Source organism: Companilactobacillus bobalius (assembly GCF_009764355.1).
This window is the reverse complement of sequence record NZ_LNUA01000077.1, coordinates 42,110-64,055: the sequence shown is the minus strand read 5'-3', so window position 1 is coordinate 64,055 and position 21,946 is coordinate 42,110. Positions and strand designations below refer to the sequence as shown.

Genomic DNA, 21,946 nt, shown 5'->3' with positions numbered 1-21,946 from the left:
TGGAATTTGGATTGGATTAAATCACTTTAAAATTTTTAGACATAGAGGATATTAGATCAAATAATTCTTCTTAAACAGGACAGTCAAAATACTTTTTAGTCTGGAAAAAAATTGGGAATGCATTCAACTATGAAATCATTGTTAGTGGCTTGCCACTTACAATGAGACCGATCTTGGAGATCCATAATTTTACACAAAGTGTAAAATTATTAGCCTCAAGTCGTGTCCATAGCGTTCCAATGCATTCCCAATTTTTTGGAAGACGGAAATATAAGCATATTTATCTTATTTAATTTGTCCAACTAAAATTGTTGATCCAACTGTTATTTGCTTTACCTGATTCCAATCTATCAAACTATTATCAACGTTGAACAATAACGGTGTCATATTGATAAAGGCATTTCGTTCTTCCCCAGAGACGTTATACGTCTTTGTAGCGTCAATTTGATCCACTAACGTACAATGTTCCTCAAAGTAATCTAAAACCTTCTGATTGGAGTATTTCTCTTGTTTCAACTGATCCTTAGCTTGCTGACGTAATTCCTGAACGTGATATTCATTAGGAATAACTTTCAAAACGTACCCTGCTGGTTTTAAAATTCTACTGAACTCGCCATAGTTGGCAGGAGAAAAGATATCAATGATTCCATCAATTTTTTGAGCTTGTATTGGCAAATGAGCTAAATCACCAACAAACCATTCCACCGGCGTATTAGGCCCCTTAGCTGCCAATTGAATTGAGTCTTTTGAAATATCAAAAGCAAAGACATCCTTATTCTCTAACTCAGCAATCTTCTTTGAATAATAGCCTTCACCACAACCGACATCGAGTGTACTTTGAATATTAAGATTCTGAACCAATTTAACAATTTTATCAGCGATATGATCGTACATTCCGTGTTCCAAAACCAAGTGACGATTCTCAAATGATTCCAAATCATAATTTTTCTGTTGCTTACTATTTAATACGAAATCGACAAAACCTTTTTTGGAAATATCGAAGGTATGATTCTGATCACAAATCAGACTATTTCCCACTAAATCCAATTTTTCACCACAAATGGGACATTGGAAATATTCATCACTGTTATTAAACTTTTGAATCTTATTATTCATTAAAAGCACCTATTCTTCTGCTCTCGATATTAACTGAGGCATCGCACTATCTAAAAATTTTTGCGCAAAATCATCGTTATATATCCAGGCATTAATTTGATTTTTAGTTAAGATCAATGGCATTCGATCGTGAATTTTGACCATCGATTCATTCGGTTGGGTGGTAAAAAGAATACTCTGCGCCACACCATCAAAATAATTGTAACAACCTGCAATGAAAAGTGTTTCGGGGTCATTACTGAAATTAAATTTATATTTCTGTTTTGTCTTATTCCACTCAAAGAAACCAGTTGTCGGATAAACGCAACGCCGTTTTTTAAAAGAGTCCGCAAACATCTGCTTCTGTTGAACCGTTTCTGAACGAGCATTGATAATTGATTGTCCCGTTTTAAAACCTGGGAAACCCCATTTCATGCCGACGACTCTTACCATTTTTTCTCCAGCAATAATCAACGCCGTTTCATCAGTTGGAAAAACTTCACCAACCTTAGGATTGTACCCAGCATCGATCGCCAACTGATAAATTCGTTTTATTTCAGGATTCTGATCTGGTTGAAACATATAACGTCCACACATAATTGTCCTCCCGCTTTTACTTTACAATTATGCAACAAAAAAAAATCAATTCCAATTAGAATTGATTTTTATGTTGAAAGCAAGTTAAATATTTTTGGGCCAGGAATTTCCCAAATCTTTTTGTGACAAACATAACAATACTAGTAACGCTATATCGCCTAAAAATGGAATTATTGGTAACAATACCCACCAGCCATGCATCTTTCTATCATGCAATCTTCTAATAACGGCTGTGAAAATAGAAATCATATAATATCCGAATGTTATCGCCAACGCTACACCGACAATTGAACTCCAATAGAAATCAGTTATTGGCATTTTTGTAATTACAAAAGCTAAAATTCCCATAATGATTCCGGCCACAATAGTCATTCCTAAAAAGCCCCACCAAAAATCCTTACGACTCATTCTTTTAGCACCTACAAATAAATCTTGAAAATATAATTTTGTGGAAGAAATAATTCCTGGATGAAAACTTTCATTCCATACGTGTTCTTTCATTTGCATTTGATTTCTCCTAAATATGAATTCCAACGATAAATCCTAAAATACCGAAAATATAAGTTAAAACAAAGTATAACAGACATCTCCACAAACGGTGTTGGAAACACAACTGACTTAACTCCATACTGAAGGTACCAAAAGTTGTAAAACCACCACAAAATCCAGTACCTAGTAGTAATAATATCGCACCATTATGAATTTTTGCAGTGAATATTCCCAACAACAAGGCACCAAAGATATTAATCAGTAAGGTTATAACGGGAAAATCAACCGGAATCTTGGATTGCAATAAAGTTAATTCATTTCTTATAAAGGCACCAATAGCAGCACCAAAACCTACAATTAAAAAGTTCATTTGCGTCTACTCCTTACATAGTCGTTAAATGCCTGACCAGCTGCCCAATAGTTACCTAATAGAGCTAATAAGAAGCCACCGACAAGTGTAAACGTTAAATATATCAGTAGGGATTGCCATTGACCGTTCTCATACAATCGATAAGTATCAGCCGTAAATGTTGAAAAAGTTGTATAAGAACCTAATAGACCTGTACTTAAGGTCAAAACTACTTGTGAGGACAAGTTGTAACGATCCTGTAAATAATGAATCAAAAATGGTAATAGCAAAGCCCCACTCAAATTTGCTATTAACGTACCCAGAGGAAAACCGTCACTCGTTTTAAAAATTAAACTCTCGGCATAACGAAGATTACTACCGATAAATGCTCCAATTAAGAGAAGCAAAAACACTTTACCTTTTTCCTTCACCATAAAAAATCACCCTCAAGAACAAAAAAAGCTTGTCAACGGCAAGCTTCCTTAATTATTATTTTTTATCGACATCATGTCCACCAAATTCATTTCTCAAGGCAGCCACGACTTTACCGGTAAAGGTATCATCTTCCAAAGAACGGTAACGCATCATCAACGATGCTGCAATAACTGGTGTTGGTACTTGTAATTTCAAGGCTTCTTCCAAAGTCCACTTACCTTCACCAGAGGAGTGCATTACCCCTTTTATTTCATTCAAATTAGGATCTTTTGAAAATGCTGATTGTGTCAATTCCATCAACCAACCACGAATAACTGATCCGTGTTCCCAAACTTTAGCAACAGCTTCATTATCATAATCAAATTGACTGTGTGCCAAAACATCGAACCCTTCAGCAATTGCTTGCATCATTCCATATTCGATACCATTGTGAACCATCTTTAGATAATGACCACTACCGGCCTTTCCAGTATACAAGTATCCGTCTGTTTGAGCAATTCCTTTGAAAATTGGTTCGATATATTCAAAAGTTTTTTCATCGTCGCCACCAATCATGAAGTTACCATCACGATTAGCACCACTCATACCGCCTGAAGTACCGACGTCAAAGAATTTAATTTGTTTATCTTTCAAGATTTGGTTATGTTTCAATGAATTCTCGAAAAATGAATTGCCACCATCAATCACAATATCATTGGGATCAAGAATTTCGCTAAGCTTATCAATTGTTTCATTTGTAGGATTCCCTGCTGGTAACATTACCCATACGATACGTGGAGCTTGTAATTGTTTAACAGCGTCTTCCAAGGTTTGTTCTACTTGTGCACCTAGTGTTGAGGCATCATTTCTGGCAGCGTCGTTTAAATCGAACGCAACTACCTCGTTTCCATTACGAATCAAATTCTCAGTCAAATTGATTCCCATCTTGCCTAACCCAATCATTGCTAATTTCAAAATTAATCCTCCTAAATTGTTATCACAAGGATTAATTATACATAAAAAAGCCGCACCAAAAACAACATTTTGGTACGACCCGATTGCTTAAAAGGTTGATATCATAGACTTAATTGGCTGCCTAGCCCATGAACTTGTTCCACCAGTGACCTTTTTTATCATTATTAACCTTTTCGTTTACGCGTTCTTTGATCTCTTCATTATTATTGCCATCAGCACTAGAATCCGTACTTTGAACCTTTTCCTCTGCTTGTTGCTTCAAGGTATCTAGTTCAACCTGTAGTTCTTCCTTAGCTTTTTGAGCGTCATTAAGTTCGCCTTGCAATTCTTTGATTGTAAGCTCACGTTTCTTATTTTCAGACTCTAATTTAGCAACGGTTACTTGTAATTCCTTAACCTTTGCTTCTTGTTGTCCATCCTCAACTTTATCCTTTTTCACTTCAGAAGTTGGATAAATTTGCATTGCGGACGTTTCCAGAGTCATTTTAGGTCCATGGCTCAACTTAACCATTTCTCTAAAATCTTCGATGTTTTTTTGCGTATACAAACGATTATTTTGACTATTACGTTCAAAATATTTACTATTCTCAGTCGTGCGTTCAACGATCAAAGAATATTTACGCAGTGTAGCTACACTTATCCCTAAATCTTTAGCAGCTTGTGCAGGAGTTAATAAATTGTTGCTTTTTACTTTAGTCAAAAGGATTCCCCCAAGGTTGTTTCATTCTCTTCATTATAAAAATAATAATTGTGAAGTTCAACTACAAAATCGATGTAGTCTAAATTAAAATCATCCTTGCTATATTTTAACCTTCAAATTGGATATACTAAAGATGTATTAATAAAATATTTACTCTTAGCCGACACAGTCGGTTTTTCTTTGGTGTATAATTCATCTTACAAGAACAGAAGGGGAAATCATATATTGTCAAGTTCTACAATTACAACAAATTTCATTATCATTTTACTTACTTTCATTTTTGCTTTCTTCTTTGTTGCTGCTGAGTTTGCTTTGGTACAAACCAGATCCAGTCAACTAGAAGATGCAATTTCAAAGGGTAATGGTAATACCAAAAAATTAAAACGTGCTCTTATGATGGTCAACAACCTCAATGAGTATTTATCAACAACACAGGTTGGTACTAGTATCGCTGGTATCATCTTAGGTTGGATCGGTGAAAGTACAATTGAATACCTATTAGTAGAAGTATTGGGTGTCGCCCATATTTCTGCCGGTGGTAGTAGCGGTTTACATGCTGTTAGTTCCATTGTTGGTGTGCTTTTACTAACATATCTTGAAGTTGTTTTGACAGAAATTGTTCCTAAGAACATTTCAATCGATATGCCAATGACGATGTTAATGCTTGTCGTTACACCGTTGAGATTCTTCCACATTGCCGTTTATCCATTCGTTTGGTTATTAAACGTGTCTGCTTCAGGTATCGTTCGCTTGATGGGAATGAAACCAGCTGATTCTGAAAATGAAGTTTTCTCTCAATCAGAAATTCTCAGACTTTCTAAGTCATCTATTAAGGGTGGCGATATGGAGCCTGACGATGTTATCTTCATGCAACGTGCTTTCGAGCTAAATGATAAAGTTGCTAAAGACATTATGGTTGATAGAACTAGTCTTTACGTTGTCGACATTACCGATAAAGTTAAAGACGTTATCAAGGATTACTTACAACAAGGTTTCTCAAGATTCCCTGTTGTTGCCGACAATGATAAGGATAAAGTTTTAGGTTATGTATATGCCTACGATATTGTCCGCCAAAATCAAGTCGACGGTAATGTTGGCATCAGTCGTATTCTAAGATCTGTTAATACCGTTCCTGAAACAATGCCTATCCAAGATATCTTATCTAAGATGATCAAGAAACAAACACCTATCGTTATCGTCGTTGATGAGTACGGTGGAACAAGTGGTATCGTTACTGATAAAGATATCTACGAAGAATTGTTTGGTACTGTTAAAGATGAAATCGATGATGTTTCCGATGAATATATCGTTAAGAATCCTGATGGTTCTTACAATGTTTCTGGTAAAACAACACTTTACGATTTCGAACGTTACTTCAAGTCCGATATTCCTGAATTCCAAGATTCTGATATCATCACTGTTGGTGGTTATATCATTGAAAAGTATCCTAACATTCAAAAGGATTTTGAGTTCGAGATGGATAACTTTAAGTTTAAGGTTGCTGAATTCGATCACGGATTCGTTAACTGGTTTAAAGTTTCAGTTGATAAAACAGCCGTTACTAAACAAGATAATTTAGCATCACTTACAGATGTTGATGATTTAAAAGATTGAAACTAGACAAATAGCCAGTAACTCGATTATGAGTTACTGGCTATTTTTTTGAATAAAATGAAATGTATTTTATTTTTTCACAGAATAGCTAGCCCAAAATGTCGGAATATTGAAATCATGAAGTTTACCTTCACTATTAGTATCTTCATATAAATCAACAATTTGAAAACCAGCCTTAATTTGACCACGCAACTGTTCATCCAATGTATGTGAAAATTGAACTCCATCTTCTTCTAAAGGAAATTCCTCTTTAATTTTATCATCCTGTAAAGGATTGTAGGGTAAGGCATGATAGAGCTTGGTTTCCGTTTTATCAAAGATATAGTTGATACCATTATCCATACCTACCAATAGGCGACCACCCTTTTTCAAAATACGATGACTTTCTTCCCAAACATGTTGAACATCTTCAATGTAACAATTAGCAACTGGTTGAATAATCAAATCAAAACTATCATTGGCAAATGGCAAAAGCTTAGTCATATCACCACGAATAATTTCTATATCATATCCTTCACGTTTAGCAACTGTTTCTTCAGCATCTAATTGTTTTTGCGAATAATCAAAGACTGTACAGTCGGCACCCAAAGCAGCTAATATTGGCATTTGTTGTCCACCGCCCGAAGCTAAACCTAAAACCTTTTTACCAATCAACGATTCTGGGAACCAATCACGGGGAATTTCTCGATTAGGTGTCAAAACCATTCTAAATTCACCCTTTTGAGCCTTAACATATTCTTCGTGTGAAATAGGTTTGCCCCATTCCCAACCTTCTTCGACCCATTGGTCAATAATTTTAGAATTAAACTTTGTATAATCCATTAGCTTCCCCCCATTTGTAAAATTTCTATAATTATAGAATTAATATTCTTCCATAACAACAAAAAAACCGGTCAACTGAACATTGACCGGTTATTCTCTATCTAAAAATGTTTATTATTAGCCATTCAAAGGAATTGTTACATTATTATTAATTTCTTTACCGTTTAGATTTTTCTTTTTAGTAATTACCAAGGGAAACTCTTGTTTTGAATTTTCTAATTTAGTCTCAATAAAATCATAATTATTACTATTTGTCACAATCATCATAACGGTAGAATCATATCCTTCTTTTTTGATACTTTCTAAATCAAATTTAATAAGGCTCTCACCAGTAACAACCTTTTGTCCTTGTTCCACTAGTGTCTTAAAGAATTTTCCCTGTAATTTAACTGTATCAATACCAATATGTAACAGTAACTCTGTACCTTCTTCACTCGTTATTCCAATTGCATGTCCTGTAGGAAATACTGCACTTATCTTTCCATTAACTGGAGATACCAAATTACCATTCGTTGGTTCAATTGCTATTCCTTTACCCATAGCTTCACTTGAGAATACGGGATCATGAACTTCACTAAGTGAAATCAGATTTCCTTGAACGGGTTGATCAACAATTATATCTTTATCCTTTTCTACATTCTCTTCTTTTTGAGAATCATCATTTTTAACTCCAAATATATAAGTTAGTACAACAGCTCCGAAGAATGAAATTAACAATCCTATAATCTCGGATACAAACCCTTTACCCAAATACGTTGGTATTGCTAATAAACTAGGGAAAGTAAACGTTGATGCATGGACCTGTGCTGCCCCTATAACTGCTCCACCAATACCAGATGCAATCATTGCACAATAAAACGGTCTTTTTAATTTCAACGTCACACCATAGATAGCTGGTTCTGTAATTCCAAAAAGTCCTGTAATGAAGGCCGATCCGGCTAATGTTTTCATCTTTGAATTCTTTGTTTTTAAAAACACTCCTAAAGCGGCTCCGGCCTGAGATAATACAGCCCCACATATGATTGGAAGCCACTGATCATAACCTTGATTAGCAACATTGTTAATCATCAATGTAATTAGTGCCCAATGAACACCAAATATTACAATTGTTTGATGTAATGCTCCTAAAATTGCACCCGCTATCATTGGAGAAAAGTTATACATTACTGAAAGTAAAGTTGCTAATATTTGACTAATGCTAGAACCAACCGGTCCAATAACTACCATTGATAATGGTAACATTACTATTAGTATAACTAATGGAGTTAAAACATTTCTCACTGATTCTGGAAAAATCCGATCCAATAAAGGCTCTAAATAAGATAATCCCCATACAATTAACAAAATGGGAAATACCGAAGCGGTATATGTTACCGGTATTACAGGCAATCCAAAGAATCCTAAGGTTACTCCTTTTGTTGCGGCCGTAGCTAAATTGGGATAAATCATTGCTCCGGCCAAACTTACTGCAACAAACTTGTTCACTTTTAATCTTTGGGCTGCTGTAAATGCCAGAAATAATGGTAAAAAGTAAAAGATAGAATCACTTGCTGCATACCATAATTTATATGCCCCACTATTAGCTGACAACCAATTCATTGTTGTTGCAAGTGTAAGAAGGCCCTTTAGAATACCTGCCCCAGCCAATGCACCTAGAAATGGTGTAAAAACAGCAGAAACAAAACTCATCAATGAATTTATCGGGTTAATCTTTTCTTTTTTTTCTTCAGTTTTTTTCTTACTTTTGGAATTCAAATTTAATTGATCACTCAGAGTATCGAATACATCTCCTACAGTGTTACCAATTACAATCTGATATTGTCCCGCACTTTTCACAACTGTGATTACTCCGTTTAATGATTCAATATGATTAGTATCAGCCTTAGATTCATCTGAAAGCTTGAACCTCAACCTTGTTGCACAATGCCAAACATCATTAATATTTTCTTTTCCACCAACATCTTTAATAATATTAGTAGCCAAATTTGTATAATCCATGTTTATTCCCTCTAATATTAAATATTCTCTTTCATTACTCTTTGAATATGTATAGTTAAAAAGGTTAACTCATTTGCTGATACTGTGACTTTTAACTGCTTTTGAATATATAACTGAACTTTCTTCGCTATTTCAAAAGCATCTGGATATGTTGAAGATATCGTAGTTAACAATTCAATATTGTCGTCACTATTACCCGCCGATTTATCCAAATCATAAATCCTTACTAATAAGAAATTTAAATGAGTTATTAATCTTCTATAACTAATTGATTCACTATTAATTGTTTTTCCAACTTTATATTGAATTATATCGACAATATCTTTTGTAATTTTTAAATTCTCGTTTACATTGGTCTGTCTATCCGAACCACCTTCGACAAATTTCAATCCAATAAATCCTGCCTCATCTCTAGGTAAAAGTACTTCTGTTTCCCTTTTAATGATTTCAATTGCTTTTATTCCAATTTCGAATTCATTAGGATATATTTTTTCAATTTCCCATAAAAGATTATTCTGGATTGTAATCCCTTTTTCCTGACGTTTAACGGCAAAATGAATATGGTCGATTAATGCAATAAGCACAGAAGAATCAAATTTAGTATTCATTTTCTTCTCAGCCACAAGCATTATTTCTGCAGAAATATTGAAATAGACTTCCGGAATTGCATTAACTAAATCCAAAAATCCATTAAAGTGTGAGAACTTAGATGCGGTAAAAATTTTTTCAACTTTGGCTTGGTCTACTTCATCCCCTAAATGTTTCTGAAAAGCAATACCACTACCCAAAACAATAAATTCTTGCCCTTTTGATGTTGCCAACAAAGCATTATTATTAAATGTTTTCTTTATCCGCATCTTTATGTCCCCTTTCTGATCGATAATACTTAGTTTATCATTGATCCATTAGAATCAATCACATCCCTATACCAATAGAAACTATCCTTTGGGATGAGCGCACCATTTCCATTACCCTCATCATCGTAATTGACATATATAAAACCATATCTCTTTTTCATTTCCGCTGTACCTGCGCTAACAATATCAAACGGTGCCCATGAACAATAAGCAAAAATATCTGCTCCATCTTTAATTGCTCTAATCATTGCTTCAATATGTTGTTTGTGATAATCAATTCTATAATCGTCATGTACTTTTTGATCTACTGTTAACTCATCATTAAATCCTAATCCATTCTCCGCAATCATCATTGGAACTCTGTATCTGTCCCAATAATTGGACATACATATGTACAAACCATTTGCATTAATAGACCAACCCCAGTCATTCTTTTTAAGACTAGGATTATCTACGATTACTGGTTTTCCATCACCACTATCTCCTTTAACTGTATGTGACCAGTAATACGAAACGGCTAGGAAATCAGCGGTGTTTTCCTTTAGTATTTCTTTATCCCCATCTGTAATATCGATTGAAATACCATTATCTTTGAAATAGTTTAATGCATACTGAGGATAATATCCTCGCAATAACACATCGCTAAAGAAATATTGCATTCGATTATACTCAAAACTTGCATTCACATCTTTAGGATCACATGAATAAGGTACTGTTAAATTGTCAGCAAGCATCACCCCAATTTTTAACTTTGGATTAATCCCTTTCGCTATTTTCTTCACTTTAGCTGAAGCAACAAATTGATTATGTAAAGCTATATATTGTTGTCTTTGATATTTACCATCCTTTTCATCAATAATCCCTAGCGATGCGAAGCCCTCTCTATCAAACAAGTTTATTTGATTCATAACTATCCAATATTTAACTAATTTTTGATATCTTCTTAATACTATTTCACTATATTTTGCAAAAAAAGTAATAGTCTTTCTTTCCGACCATCCATTATATTTTTCAACTAAATGTAAAGGCATTTCATAATGAGATATTGTTACTATTGGTTCAATCCCTTTCTCCTTCATATACTCAAATAGATGGTCATAATAAATTAGTCCTTTTTCATTAGGTTCTTCTTCATCTCCGTTTGGAAAAATTCTAGTCCAAGCTATAGACAATCTCAATGTCTCTATGTGCATCTCTGCCAATTTATCAATATATTCTTTGTATCTCTCAAAAAAATGAACTCCACTTCTTTTTGGATAATGATAATTACCATTTTTATATTCATTAAAATGTTCTCTATCCAAATCGTTAAAATGTAACTCAGTTGGACGTGCATTTGGTAAATATGGCTGAATATCTGCTGTACTTAATCCCTTATTATCGCTATTAAAGCTTCCTTCAGCTTGATTTGCGGCAATCGCACCACCCCAAAGAAAATTATTTTTTATTTTATTCATACTAAACCTCCAATGGAACGCAAAAAAGACCTCTAGGGATGACGGCACACTTTCTCCATTTAATGAAAAAGCGTACGGTCATGCCCTAAAGGTCTATTAGGTAACATTCCGTATTAATATCTAGTTCTAATAATATAATGCGCTTACATAATTGTCAAATATACATTTTTGATAACAAAAAATAACCAGCCCACAAAAAGTTGACTGGTTATTTGCCGAATATTATTTTTCTTTATTACTCTTCAAGCCTTCAATTTTACTGAAGTCGATTAAATTCAATTTATTAATAAACAGTACTGCGATAATAACTAGTAATGATAAGAATGAAGTACGACGAGCTACCTTTTGTGTCGTTGTCTCAAAGTAATCAACTACTACCTTACCTTTGCCGTGGACTGTTACTTGGGCCAAGTTGTTATTAGTTTTATCTACACGTAACTTGGATACTTTACCCTTTGATTGCGTGCTTTGGAAACCGTAATAACCGATAATTGGCAAATCAACTTTGGCATGTTTAGCGTTTTTGAAATTAAAGCTTAAACGTGTGCCATACTGTTTAAAATTGGTAATCTTAGCTTTTCCTTTAGTTACTTGAGGTTTGTGCTTACTTCTTTGTAGTTTGCTCAAATTAGTTCCTATAGGAAGATACTCTTGACCTGCTCCAATACTATAAGGTTCCGACTTACTATAGGCCTCATAAGTATTTCTTTGAAGCGGCGAATCATTTACCAAACGATATTCCGAAGAGATTGCTAACAACATAACGAGTACTATCAATAAAGTCTTCATCGTTCTCTTCTTAAATATTCCCAACGGATCAGCGGCGACAAAGACTGCCAACAATAATGAAGCAATCATATAAAAGCGCCATGGGAATTGAATCATCTTGATTGGTGTCTTATTCAAGAGCTCCCAAGGGAACAATTTAGTACTGCAGAGCAACATTACTGCGCCAATCAATGAGAAATCACGAACAGCTTTATTCTCAATTTTACTCAAGGAAATAAACACGATTATTGCCGCAAAAAACATCAAAATCCCAGGATTAGATTGATTATAAGCATTATTTAAACTTGAATGAGCCATATCGGAAAAATCAGCTGCAGCCGCAACTAGATTAGAATTCGATTGTGTCAAAATAAATTTAGTATGCTTTACTTGCTCCAACATTGGTAAGAAATAGGCTGCCGTTAACAACAAAGAACAAATCGTAGCCCAACAAAGAGAAAGTAAACGAGTTGGTGTTTTCTTCAATTCACCAATTTGGCAAAGCGCTACCGCAACAATTAAAATAGCCATCAATATTGGTGTAATTGCATGTGAATAAATAATTCCAGTCATACCAAAAGTTAGATACAACCAATTTTTATGTTCACCGTAAAAAATTTCATAAATACCTAATAATGCTATCGGTAAGAAAATGAATGCTCCCACTTCACCCAAATCATGACGATATAGAACATCATACATTCGATATGTCGATAATGTATACACGAAACTGAAAACCAGACTACTCCAATATTCTTTCTTGATCTTATAGAAACAAAGGAAAGATACGCCCATCGTCAAGAATGTTAATAGAATATTTAATCCGACAATTGCTTGAGCACTTGAATAACCCATTAAACGTAAGAATGCAGCTGGATAAAGTAGAAAGTCAGAATAAAAAATATTAACAATGTAGCCGAAACCATTCATGAACGACATATTGATAAATGGGAAGTACTGGTGGCGCAGCAATGAATGATATAATCCTTCAATTCTCATATTGTGGAATCGATCATCACTCGTTCCTAAAAATGACCAAATCTTGCCTTGAAAAATCTGTGCTTGATAAACGGCCAAAATGCTGACCAGTAGGAAAAGTGCAATTGTAAATACGATGATTGCAACTTTTTTCCAATTCTTTTTATTCAAAAATGTTAATTGCATAACGAAAATACCTTTCTTAGTAATAAACACAATACGTTTATTATACTAACTAGCCTCTTGTAAAAGATACTTATTTTTTCATTCTTTTTTTCTAAAATAAAAAGTAACAAATAAGATCAATAAACTAGATATCGAAACAATTCTACTACATTTTTGAATCCATGTTTGAACATATTCAACCCTAACAACCCCTTGACCATTTAGAGTCACTTGACCTAAGCCCGTCCTCAAATTCATTTTCAAGGCTGACACATTGCCAAGTGACTTTTTAGATGAATAACCGTAATAACCGATAATTGGCAAGCTAATCTTAGCCTCTTTAGCGTTGGTAAAATTAAATTTTAATTGTGATCCCTCCTGTGCGAACTCGGTAATTTTTACAGTACCATCCTTAATCACAGGAACGTGAGGTGTTAAACGCAATTCAGTTAAACTGGTTTCTTTAGGTAAATATTCTTCACCGCTACCGATACTGTAAGAATCTAAATGATTAAAAGAAGTATAAGTATCATATTCATTAGGATAACTTCTGATTAGATTTGCTTCCGAAACCAAAGTAAGTAAAACTACCAGTCCAACGAAAACGAATTGCCATTTTCTTTTTTCAAATAAATGTAACGGATCAGCAACTAAAAATGTACTGAATAGAATCGTAATCAACATATTTAACCGCCAAGGAAACTGAATTATCTTCAATGGAGTATTTTCCAAAATTTTCCAAGGAAAGAAATTTGTCGTCATCACTAAAAATATTTCACCAATGATTGCAAAGTCACGTACTGCTGAATTCTTTTCTTTCCAAATGACAAATGGAATAGTTAAAGCAACGACGATACAGACTAGCCCGATTCCCTCTTGATAAAGATTATTCGTAAAACTCCAAGTCAAAATATCTTTAAACGAATTACTCCTCTGAGCAACGTCGACTAGTGGTGAAGTCAATTTAAATTTTGTCTGATGCAACTGTTCAAACATCGGTAAGAAATAGGCCAGACTCAATACTGCAGCAGTTAACCCCGCATAAATCAATTTCACAATCCGTTGAGGTTCTTTAATCAAAGTTTTGATTCTAAATAAAATCACGAAAAATATGAAGATTCCAATCAATATTGGTGATAGTGCATGGGCATAAATGACCATTGTCATTCCCAAAGCCAAGAACTTCCACTTATCAGCATCAGCATAAAAAAGCTCATAGACTCCCAGAATTACAATTGGCAGAAAAGTTAATGTCAGTGTCTCACCTACATCAAATCTACGTACCATATCAAAAATCCGATAAGCACTCAAAGTGTAGATAAAGCTAAATAATAAGCTTTTAGTATCGTTATGACTAACGTAACGATAAGTATAAAAAGCTATCAAAAAGGTAACAAAGTTCAGTATGACATAATATGTCACGAAAGCCTGTGCTGTTGTCAGACCAATCAATCTTAAAATGGCCGCTGGATAAAGCCAAAGGTCAGCATAAAAGATATTGGCAATATAACCGAAACCATTCATAAATGACATATTCACAGTTGGAAAGAATTGACCATGCTTTAAAGCTTGATATAGTCCTTCAATTCTCAACACATGAAATCTTCCGTCAGTATCAACATCCAAATAAGACCAAATATGACCGTTAGCTAAATCAGTTATATAAATAATGATGACGCTCATAACAAGAAATAATAACCAAATGAAAAGCATTTTGTGTTGTTCAAAAGTTTTTTTCATAATTTCTGCCTAAAGTAAAAAAGGAAGTCTGAAGACATACGTCTCCAAACTCCCTCAAGATATTTTCTATTCAATTTTAATGGTTGATAATGTTAACACTTTTATCAATTATTTCTCTAGAATTACTAAAGATCAACAGTTGTGTCTTAGGGTCAACCTTCAATTTCATATAATCATCCAAGAAATCTTTTGCACTATCTTTAAAATAAATCGTCCCCAAAGCACTGTCGAGATGAACTGTGTAATCAGACAAGTCCTCTGTTGGATCAACTATGATGATTCGGAACTTCGTTAAAAGTGCACAAGTTCCCTCATCTGAAAAACGACCGAAACCATCGTCCAGATCCAAAAGCAGTTTTTTACCTGCATCAATATATTTTTGTAATTTAGTTTGAGCCTCATTGCTTACTTCAATTTTCATTATCGACCTCAATACTTATATTTCATCGTACTACCCCAATCGATCAGACTGACGATAAATACCATAAATATAATTGTTATGTAACTCAGGAATATCCCATTGAGGACATTGTATAATACATCCCTAACATTGTAGTCGATATTGCTTACAATAATATCTTGCAGTGGATAGTAGACACACCCCAATACGATAGCCAACAGAATCGAAGTACAGATACCAACCGTTCCCAAATGGTGGAAGAACAACATATTAGAACCAACTTTAGAACGTAACCTGATTGCTAATAAAATAAAAATTCCAGCTGCCGCAACCATGACTATCTTAATTAATTTTTTAATAGTTTGAATTTTAACAATCACCGTTTCAATCGGTCCTAAATCATTATCCACAATTTGGTTCATCAAATCTTCATTACTTTTAATAACTGTATCAATTTCATTATCGATATTTAAACCATAATTTTGGGCCTCAGCTTTTAACTTAGTGCTGATGGTCGCTAGTATGGCGCTACCGATAGTTAATTGCGAGTCATCGCTATACACCTCATCCACGGAGGTATTAATTATCTTTTTGACATCTTTATTAGTTAAGTTAACAGATGATAAATTAGTCGAAATGGAGTAACTGTTGACCAATCTTCCCAATCTTTGATTAGTATAATTCTTGATCAAAGTTACATTTGCCTCGCTACTGACCACTTTTTTCACGTAATTACTATTTAAAACCGTAGACAGAGTGATTCCCAAAAAGACGATTACCATCAAACAAATTGATAACAAAATTAATGTAAAACCGTGTCTATTGTAAGACAATGACTTGCTCATAATTATTTCTCCATAGCTAGATTAACAACTTCTTGAGGCTTGTTGACGATCCATTCAGAGTTAGCGGCTTTTAATTCGTCATAGTCACCAAAACCATATGTAACACCAATAGCCTTCAAATTGTTTTTATGTGCCCCTACAATATCACTGCTACGATCCCCAACCATAACAAGATTCTTTGTATCTAATTCAACAGAAGTTTTGTCAATTCCATAAGAAATAACATCTTCTTTTAATGAACGAACTGACTCATCTTCAGCTGCACCAAAAACGTGTCTGACATATTCTTTCATATTTAATTGGTCAATAATTCTTTTGGCAAAAATTTCTGGCTTAGACGTGGCTATAAATAATTGCTTGTCGGCTTCCTTTAATTCTTGAAGCATCTCCAAAACGCCATCATAAACAGTGTACTCCATCCAACCTTCATCTTGATAATATTCCCTAAAGGCGTCTATACTTTGATTAATCAACGGATCATCTGGTGCTAAATGATCGTATTTTTGAAGTGAGGCACCTATAGTTGGTCCAATGAAAGTATGCAAAGTCGCATCATCATGAGGAATATATCCCAAGGTATGTTGGTACATATATCTCAAACTTTTCATAATTCCTGTTTCAGAATTAATAATGGTTCCGTCCAAATCAAAAAATAAATTGTTCAAATTAAATTCATCCTTTTATGTTAAATTTAAGTTATGTAAAGATTATATAGCATTCAATTAAAAATAACTAACAGTCGTAGGTAGAGTATGGCAAAAATAAAAAAGCCGAAAACATATACCAGCCTCGAAGATGGACTAACGAGTCAGCAAGTCGCTACTCAAGTTCAAAAAGGGCTGACAAATGTCCAAATCAAAAAATTATCTCGACCAATCCCAAAAATTTTGGCCGATAACTTATTCACATTATTCAATCTCTTAAACCTGATCATCGCCATCCTAATCTTCTGGACTGGTTCATATCGGAACTTGTTCTTCTTAGGACCCGTACTTGCTAACATTATTATCGGAAGTTATCAGGAAATTAGAGCTAAAATCACCGTCGATAAAATTAGTCTGGTCAATACTCAAAACTTTACCGTTATCCGTGATAAACGTAAACAAGAAATTCCAATTGACCAATTAGTCGAAGACGACATCGTTATGGTTAAACGTGGTGATACAATTCCCGCTGACGGAATCGTTCGTTATTCTAATGGCCTACAAATCAATGAATCCAGTATTACCGGTGAATCCGATACCATCACCAAACAAATTGACAATGAAGTCTTCTCGGGTAGTTTTGCCATCGCTGGACAAGCTAAAATTCAACTGACTCAAGTTGGTCATGAAAGTTTTGTCTCTAAATTGTCATCCGCTGTTGGTAAGGAAAAAAGATCTGTTAGCGTTTTAATGAAAATAATTAATAATATCATTAAGATTTTAACATACACTATCATTCCAATTGGACTTCTTTTATTTTTCCGCTCATTCTTAAAGAATGGAGACGTAGCTCAATCAATTTTGGGTACTTCCGCTTCCGTTATCGGAATGATTCCAGAAGGTTTGGTTCTATTGACTGCTGTGGCTTTAGCTACTGGTTCTTATAATCTATCCAAACGTAACATTCTGGTTCGTTCGTTGAGTGCAATTGAAACTTTAGCTCGAGTTGATACTTTGTGCCTTGATAAAACTGGTACAATCACCACTGGTAAGTTAACTGTTAAAAAGACACTTACTTATGACAATCTAGATGTCAAAAAAGTTCAAGCTATCGCTACTGAAATCGTCGACGTTACCCAAGAAACTAATGCCACTGCTTTAGCTATTAAAAATTTAAATGCTGAAGCTTTTCAAACTGAGGTTCAAAAAGTTATTCCGTTCTCATCTGAAACCAAATATTCTGGGTTTATAGATGAAGAAAACGTTCGTTACATTATGGGTGCCCCTGAATTTATTATCAAGAATCCTGCTTCCGAGGTAACTCAAACAATTGAGCATGCAGCCGAAAAAGGTTTCCGTGTCATTGCCATTCTTAAAGAAGATTCTCAACAAACTCTTCTAGGCTTATTATTGATTTCCGATGAAGTTAGACCGCAGGCTCCTTCTACTTTTTCATATCTAAAGAATCAAGGAATCGATTTAAAAATTATTTCTGGAGATAATCCAGTTACAGTCGCTAATGTTGCTGCACAAGCCGGTATCGCTACTGGCGATAGTTATATTGATATGAGCAGCGTTACAGATGACCAAGACTACCATGAATTAGTCAAAAAATATAAAGTCTTTGGTCGAGTTCGTCCTAGTCAAAAAGCCGATTTAATCAAGGCTATGCAAGATAATGGTCTAACTGTTGGTATGACTGGAGATGGTGTTAACGATGTTCTAGCCATGCGCCAATCTGACTGTAGTATCGCTATTGCTGGTGAAAGTGATGCTGCCGAAGCCTCAGCCGATTTCGTCCTTTTAAATCGTAACTTTGATTCAATGATTTTCATGCTCAATGAAGGTCGACGTGTTATCAATAATGTTGAAAGAGTGGCTTCCTTATTCCTAATCAAAACAATTTACTCCGTTGTTTTGTCGATCTTCTTCATTATTTTAGGAACAGGCTATCCTTTCCAACCATCTCAATTAACACCAATCAACGCTTTAACAGTTGGTATTCCAACATTCATTTTAGCTTTGGAACCAAACTATACGCCACCAGCTGGACGTTTCATGCGAAACGTTATGGAAATTGCCTTACCGTCAGCTATCTGCAATATCATCTTTATCGTAGCAATCTCAATTTTAGGTCGACACTTTAATTATAATTTTGCGACAACTTCAACTCTTTGCGTTTTCACCATCGGTATTATCGGTTACTGTGCTTTGATTTCCATCAGTAATCCGTTGATAGTCAGAAAACAAGTTATGATTGGTATTTCGTTTGTTTTATTCATTATTACCTTTATCTTTGGAAATAAAGCATTCGGATTACAGAGTATTTTGACATTACAGTACACATACCTCTTCGTTGCTATCTTCTTAACAGCTTGGCCTCTCTTCATGTTCATGCGTGAAGTCCTGGGTCGAAGAGTATTTTCTAAAATTAATTGGAAGTAAAAAACTCAATCCAAAAACGGATTGAGTTTTTTTCTAATGTTCCAAATGTACTTCACTGGCTTTAACCCACATATTAGTAGCTACCCGATACATTTTAGTTCCATTTATCTTAGCAATTCGATCGGTGTACCAAGGTGTATCCTTAGCTAACACCTTTTCAGTACTTACCTTGCCTTTACAATCATATACCGGTGTTTCTTTCGAAGTTGTAACTACATCACTAAATGGTACATACTTATAAGCCCTATCTTTCCTAATGTATTTATCAGTTGCAACTCGATAGTATTCAACTCCATTAATGGTTTTTAATTGATCAGTTACCCAATCACTTGCTTGGCCTAATTCAACATTTACAGCTTTTCCATTAATATCATAAACTTGGACGGAACCACCATCAGGATAAGTTGAAACCAATCCTAAATCATCACTGTCAGCTACTTTTTTCACGGAAATTTTAACATTCTTATTGCCACTATTAATCTGATAAATAGCATCGTTAGCGTTGACCAAAGCGTAACCCGTTGGCACTTTCAAATTGAGATTTGCACCGTCGGCTCCCCTACCTGTCTGAGTTCCTACTTCTTTGTTAGTGGACTCATCAATGTAAGAAATACTATAAGATGTATTAGCCTTAGTTACATAACTGGTAAAAGTCATATTCTCTTTATTGAGCAAAAAGCCATGTGAGGACAGATCGGCTAAACTATAACCATTGGGTACTTCAACGTTGATATAATCTCCTAAATTACCCTGTCCTGTCGTCTTATCAACTACTTCACTAGTAGCTGAATCCTTATATTGAATCGTATAATTCAATCTTTCAACTGGAATACTAGGAGCTGCCTTTTTCATTAAATAAATAGTCTTTTGAGATGCCTGACTGTCTAAGGTCAATATCATATCCGAAGTATCCGCAAAATCATATCCACTCGGTGCCTGCAAAACAATTGAACTGCCTTCGTTACCTACACCAGTTACATTTTTACCTACTTGTTGATTAGTATCCTTGTCTAAATATTTAACGTTATAATTAACATTCTTAGAAATTTCAATAGTCTTAGATGGATTCTTAGCATCTACTTTGAAGGTCTTTTGAGCGTCACTTAATGTATAACCACTAGGAAGCTTAGACGTATCAATCGTCACAGTCGAGCCATCCACTGCTTGTCCAGATTGAGTATCAATAACATTACCGGTCTTCTTATCCTTAATAATAAGATTGTAATTTACTTGTGTCTTATCACCAGAAACAGTTATTAATTGATCTCGTTTTGTATAAACAATATTATTACCAACAACGTGACTTCCCTCATCAATAACTGGTTTTCCACTATCATCAATACCGGTAGCTTCATATGTCACTTTATATTGACCAGGTTCAGTAATATTAATCGCATCGGAGTTCATAGTAACAGAGTACTTATTACCGTTAGAATCAGTAATCGTAACTGGTTTACTCAAACCATCTTTATCATTCAACTGTAAAGTTCGATTAGCTAATTGATTCCAATCCGGCTCTTGAAAAATCTTTACGTGTCGAATTAAAGAATCCCCTTTTACACCATAAGTTACATCAGTAGGAGTAAATTCAATCTCTCCACCTTTAGTATCTATATCGGAACTCATATGGGTTATTTCAGTTTCAACATCGTCCTTATGTCCATTTAAATCAGTTCTATTGTGTGATGATTTGGGCACGTTAGTACCAGCATTATTTAAATTCTTTCCACTAGTAATTGCATCCATAAAATTGCTTGGTAGACTGTCCCCTTTATAATTCATTGGATCCTGTCGTTCTGAACTCAATTCGGGTTTGAAATAATTATATTCTAAGTTAATGGCCTTAGTTTGCTTACCATCTTTATAACTAACCTTTGTAGCAAAATTTGTTTGCTTGTCACGCTGCTCAATTGTCATCGTCAATGAATTTCCTTTATCATCAACAATTCCCAGTTTATTTTGTAACAGAGTTGCATACCCTGCACGGCTATTATCTACATCCTCTTGAAAGATTGGTGAAATCTTTAATGTTTGGCCATCCTTCAAATCGGAAAATTTTTGTTTACCAACTACTGCCGCATCAGATGAAGTATTAGTTGCTTGTGTTAACTCATTTTTGACATGAATTTCTTTTGATTTGGTTGTTGCCTTAATAACTGAAGTATTAGCTCCCAAAATTGTGGTTGATAGCAATATTCCAGCTAAAGCTACCATTCTATATTTTTTCATAAAAACATATCTCCCTGATATTTTATATGAATCTACACCTCTAGAATAGCAGTTATAACAGTAAAAGGGAGACACATTTACAGAAAAGTGTCTCCCTTTTAATTTCATATTATTATTTGAATTTTTCCTCGCGTTTATGATGTTGCATAAAATCTTCATGATTTTTTTCCATACCAATCAAATAAACAATTGATAGTACTATCACAGCGAACATTGCCAAAATAGCATGTGGCTGTCTCATGATCAGCAACAAAATTGTTATCAATACTAAAACTAATATCGAAATTCTTAAAGTAACTTTGGGAACCTTATCTTTCATAACGACTACCTCTTTTTGAACTTCTAAGTCAATTATGAAAGCAAAT

Annotated in this window: 20 protein-coding genes; 2 read left to right on the top strand and 18 right to left on the bottom strand. The window is 34.4% G+C overall.

Annotated elements, in window-relative coordinates; genetic code table 11:
- Positions 1-285: 285 nt before the first annotated feature.
- The 7 genes from ATN92_RS16720 to ATN92_RS16690 all read right to left on the bottom strand — a co-directional run bounded on the left by ATN92_RS16720 (position 286) and on the right by ATN92_RS16690 (position 4,619).
- Positions 286-1,116: a methyltransferase domain-containing protein gene (locus ATN92_RS16720; RefSeq protein WP_056954160.1), complete on the bottom strand. Its 831-nt coding sequence runs from the start codon at positions 1,114-1,116 to the stop codon at positions 286-288.
- A gap of 9 nt (positions 1,117-1,125) precedes the next feature.
- Complete coding sequence (locus tag ATN92_RS16715) at positions 1,126-1,692, bottom strand: SOS response-associated peptidase family protein (protein WP_056954158.1); 567 nt, start codon at positions 1,690-1,692, stop codon at positions 1,126-1,128.
- An 84-nt stretch (positions 1,693-1,776) separates the two neighbouring features.
- Positions 1,777-2,199 carry a DUF805 domain-containing protein gene (locus ATN92_RS16710; RefSeq protein ID WP_056954156.1) on the bottom strand — a complete coding sequence of 141 codons (423 nt, stop codon included), beginning with the start codon at positions 2,197-2,199 and terminating at the stop codon, positions 1,777-1,779.
- Positions 2,200-2,209: 10 nt separating this feature from the next.
- Positions 2,210-2,551, bottom strand: a complete 342-nt coding sequence (locus tag ATN92_RS16705) for a fluoride efflux transporter FluC (protein WP_056954154.1) — start codon at positions 2,549-2,551, stop codon at positions 2,210-2,212.
- The gene (locus tag ATN92_RS16700; protein WP_234032619.1) at positions 2,548-2,964 is read right to left on the bottom strand and encodes a fluoride efflux transporter FluC; all 417 of its coding nucleotides are present in this window, start codon (positions 2,962-2,964) and stop codon (positions 2,548-2,550) included. Before ATN92_RS16700 ends, ATN92_RS16705 begins: the two co-directional genes overlap by 4 nt.
- Positions 2,965-3,019: 55 nt before the next feature.
- Positions 3,020-3,919 (bottom strand): phosphogluconate dehydrogenase (NAD(+)-dependent, decarboxylating), encoded by a 900-nt coding sequence (gene gnd, locus ATN92_RS16695; protein ID WP_056954152.1) that lies wholly within the window; start codon positions 3,917-3,919, stop codon positions 3,020-3,022.
- A 121-nt stretch (positions 3,920-4,040) separates the two neighbouring features.
- Positions 4,041-4,619: a MerR family transcriptional regulator gene (locus tag ATN92_RS16690; RefSeq protein WP_056954150.1), complete on the bottom strand. Its 579-nt coding sequence runs from the start codon at positions 4,617-4,619 to the stop codon at positions 4,041-4,043.
- Between the two features lie 225 nt (positions 4,620-4,844).
- Between ATN92_RS16690 and ATN92_RS16685 the strand changes: the two genes are divergently transcribed.
- Complete coding sequence (locus tag ATN92_RS16685) at positions 4,845-6,233, top strand: hemolysin family protein (RefSeq protein ID WP_056954149.1); 1,389 nt, start codon at positions 4,845-4,847, stop codon at positions 6,231-6,233.
- Between the two features lie 69 nt (positions 6,234-6,302).
- Here ATN92_RS16685 and ATN92_RS16680 read toward each other — a convergent pair whose 3' ends face one another.
- The 9 genes from ATN92_RS16680 to ATN92_RS16640 all read right to left on the bottom strand — a co-directional run bounded on the left by ATN92_RS16680 (position 6,303) and on the right by ATN92_RS16640 (position 16,928).
- A complete protein-coding gene (locus tag ATN92_RS16680) occupies positions 6,303-7,055 on the bottom strand; it encodes a class I SAM-dependent methyltransferase (protein ID WP_056954147.1) in 753 nt (250 codons plus the stop codon).
- Positions 7,056-7,172: 117 nt separating this feature from the next.
- Positions 7,173-9,053: a beta-glucoside-specific PTS transporter subunit IIABC gene (locus ATN92_RS16675; protein ID WP_056954145.1), complete on the bottom strand. Its 1,881-nt coding sequence runs from the start codon at positions 9,051-9,053 to the stop codon at positions 7,173-7,175.
- A 17-nt stretch (positions 9,054-9,070) separates the two neighbouring features.
- Entirely contained in the window at positions 9,071-9,910 is an 840-nt protein-coding gene (locus tag ATN92_RS16670; protein ID WP_056954143.1) for a PRD domain-containing protein, read from the bottom strand.
- Positions 9,911-9,939: 29 nt separating this feature from the next.
- Positions 9,940-11,367, bottom strand: a complete 1,428-nt coding sequence (locus ATN92_RS16665) for a glycoside hydrolase family 1 protein (RefSeq protein WP_056954141.1) — start codon at positions 11,365-11,367, stop codon at positions 9,940-9,942.
- 222 nt (positions 11,368-11,589) lie between these two features.
- Entirely contained in the window at positions 11,590-13,299 is a 1,710-nt protein-coding gene (locus ATN92_RS16660; RefSeq protein WP_143444168.1) for a 6-pyruvoyl-tetrahydropterin synthase-related protein, read from the bottom strand.
- 78 nt (positions 13,300-13,377) lie between these two features.
- On the bottom strand, positions 13,378-15,018 hold the full coding sequence (locus ATN92_RS16655) for a putative glycosyltransferase family protein (protein WP_056954137.1): 1,641 nt from the start codon (positions 15,016-15,018) through the stop codon (positions 13,378-13,380).
- Between the two features lie 76 nt (positions 15,019-15,094).
- Positions 15,095-15,439 carry an iron-sulfur cluster biosynthesis family protein gene (locus ATN92_RS16650; protein WP_056954135.1) on the bottom strand — a complete coding sequence of 115 codons (345 nt, stop codon included), beginning with the start codon at positions 15,437-15,439 and terminating at the stop codon, positions 15,095-15,097.
- Positions 15,440-15,447: 8 nt separating this feature from the next.
- The gene (locus ATN92_RS16645; RefSeq protein WP_056954133.1) at positions 15,448-16,263 is read right to left on the bottom strand and encodes a hypothetical protein; all 816 of its coding nucleotides are present in this window, start codon (positions 16,261-16,263) and stop codon (positions 15,448-15,450) included.
- A 2-nt stretch (positions 16,264-16,265) separates the two neighbouring features.
- Positions 16,266-16,928, bottom strand: a complete 663-nt coding sequence (locus tag ATN92_RS16640) for an HAD hydrolase-like protein (RefSeq protein WP_056954131.1) — start codon at positions 16,926-16,928, stop codon at positions 16,266-16,268.
- An 87-nt stretch (positions 16,929-17,015) separates the two neighbouring features.
- Here ATN92_RS16640 and ATN92_RS16635 point away from each other — a divergent pair, with 87 nt between their 5' ends.
- Positions 17,016-19,352 (top strand): HAD-IC family P-type ATPase, encoded by a 2,337-nt coding sequence (locus ATN92_RS16635; protein WP_056954129.1) that lies wholly within the window; start codon positions 17,016-17,018, stop codon positions 19,350-19,352.
- Between the two features lie 33 nt (positions 19,353-19,385).
- Here the strand turns inward: ATN92_RS16635 and ATN92_RS16630 are convergent, their stop codons facing one another.
- Together ATN92_RS16630 and ATN92_RS16625 are read right to left on the bottom strand one after the other, a co-directional pair.
- Positions 19,386-21,581: an SLAP domain-containing protein gene (locus ATN92_RS16630; RefSeq protein WP_056954127.1), complete on the bottom strand. Its 2,196-nt coding sequence runs from the start codon at positions 21,579-21,581 to the stop codon at positions 19,386-19,388.
- 112 nt (positions 21,582-21,693) lie between these two features.
- A complete protein-coding gene (locus ATN92_RS16625; protein ID WP_056954124.1) occupies positions 21,694-21,900 on the bottom strand; it encodes a hypothetical protein in 207 nt (68 codons plus the stop codon).
- Between the last annotated feature and the right edge of the window lie 46 nt (positions 21,901-21,946).

What these genes read in the sequence shown, in the direction of transcription:
- ATN92_RS16720 (WP_056954160.1), bottom strand. Translation starts at nt 1,116, where the DNA reads ATGAATAATAAGATTCAAAAGTTTAATAACAGTGATGAATATTTCCAA.
- ATN92_RS16715 (WP_056954158.1), bottom strand. Translation starts at nt 1,692, where the DNA reads ATGTGTGGACGTTATATGTTTCAACCAGATCAGAATCCTGAAATAAAA.
- ATN92_RS16710 (WP_056954156.1), bottom strand. Translation starts at nt 2,199, where the DNA reads ATGCAAATGAAAGAACACGTATGGAATGAAAGTTTTCATCCAGGAATT.
- ATN92_RS16705 (WP_056954154.1), bottom strand. Translation starts at nt 2,551, where the DNA reads ATGAACTTTTTAATTGTAGGTTTTGGTGCTGCTATTGGTGCCTTTATA.
- ATN92_RS16700 (WP_234032619.1), bottom strand. Translation starts at nt 2,964, where the DNA reads ATGGTGAAGGAAAAAGGTAAAGTGTTTTTGCTTCTCTTAATTGGAGCA.
- ATN92_RS16680 (WP_056954147.1), bottom strand. Translation starts at nt 7,055, where the DNA reads ATGGATTATACAAAGTTTAATTCTAAAATTATTGACCAATGGGTCGAA.
- ATN92_RS16675 (WP_056954145.1), bottom strand. Translation starts at nt 9,053, where the DNA reads ATGGATTATACAAATTTGGCTACTAATATTATTAAAGATGTTGGTGGA.
- ATN92_RS16670 (WP_056954143.1), bottom strand. Translation starts at nt 9,910, where the DNA reads ATGCGGATAAAGAAAACATTTAATAATAATGCTTTGTTGGCAACATCA.
- ATN92_RS16665 (WP_056954141.1), bottom strand. Translation starts at nt 11,367, where the DNA reads ATGAATAAAATAAAAAATAATTTTCTTTGGGGTGGTGCGATTGCCGCA.
- ATN92_RS16660 (WP_143444168.1), bottom strand. Translation starts at nt 13,299, where the DNA reads ATGCAATTAACATTTTTGAATAAAAAGAATTGGAAAAAAGTTGCAATC.
- ATN92_RS16655 (WP_056954137.1), bottom strand. Translation starts at nt 15,018, where the DNA reads ATGAAAAAAACTTTTGAACAACACAAAATGCTTTTCATTTGGTTATTA.
- ATN92_RS16650 (WP_056954135.1), bottom strand. Translation starts at nt 15,439, where the DNA reads ATGAAAATTGAAGTAAGCAATGAGGCTCAAACTAAATTACAAAAATAT.
- ATN92_RS16645 (WP_056954133.1), bottom strand. Translation starts at nt 16,263, where the DNA reads ATGAGCAAGTCATTGTCTTACAATAGACACGGTTTTACATTAATTTTG.
- ATN92_RS16635 (WP_056954129.1), top strand. Translation starts at nt 17,016, where the DNA reads ATGGCAAAAATAAAAAAGCCGAAAACATATACCAGCCTCGAAGATGGA.
- ATN92_RS16630 (WP_056954127.1), bottom strand. Translation starts at nt 21,581, where the DNA reads ATGAAAAAATATAGAATGGTAGCTTTAGCTGGAATATTGCTATCAACC.
- ATN92_RS16625 (WP_056954124.1), bottom strand. Translation starts at nt 21,900, where the DNA reads ATGAAAGATAAGGTTCCCAAAGTTACTTTAAGAATTTCGATATTAGTT.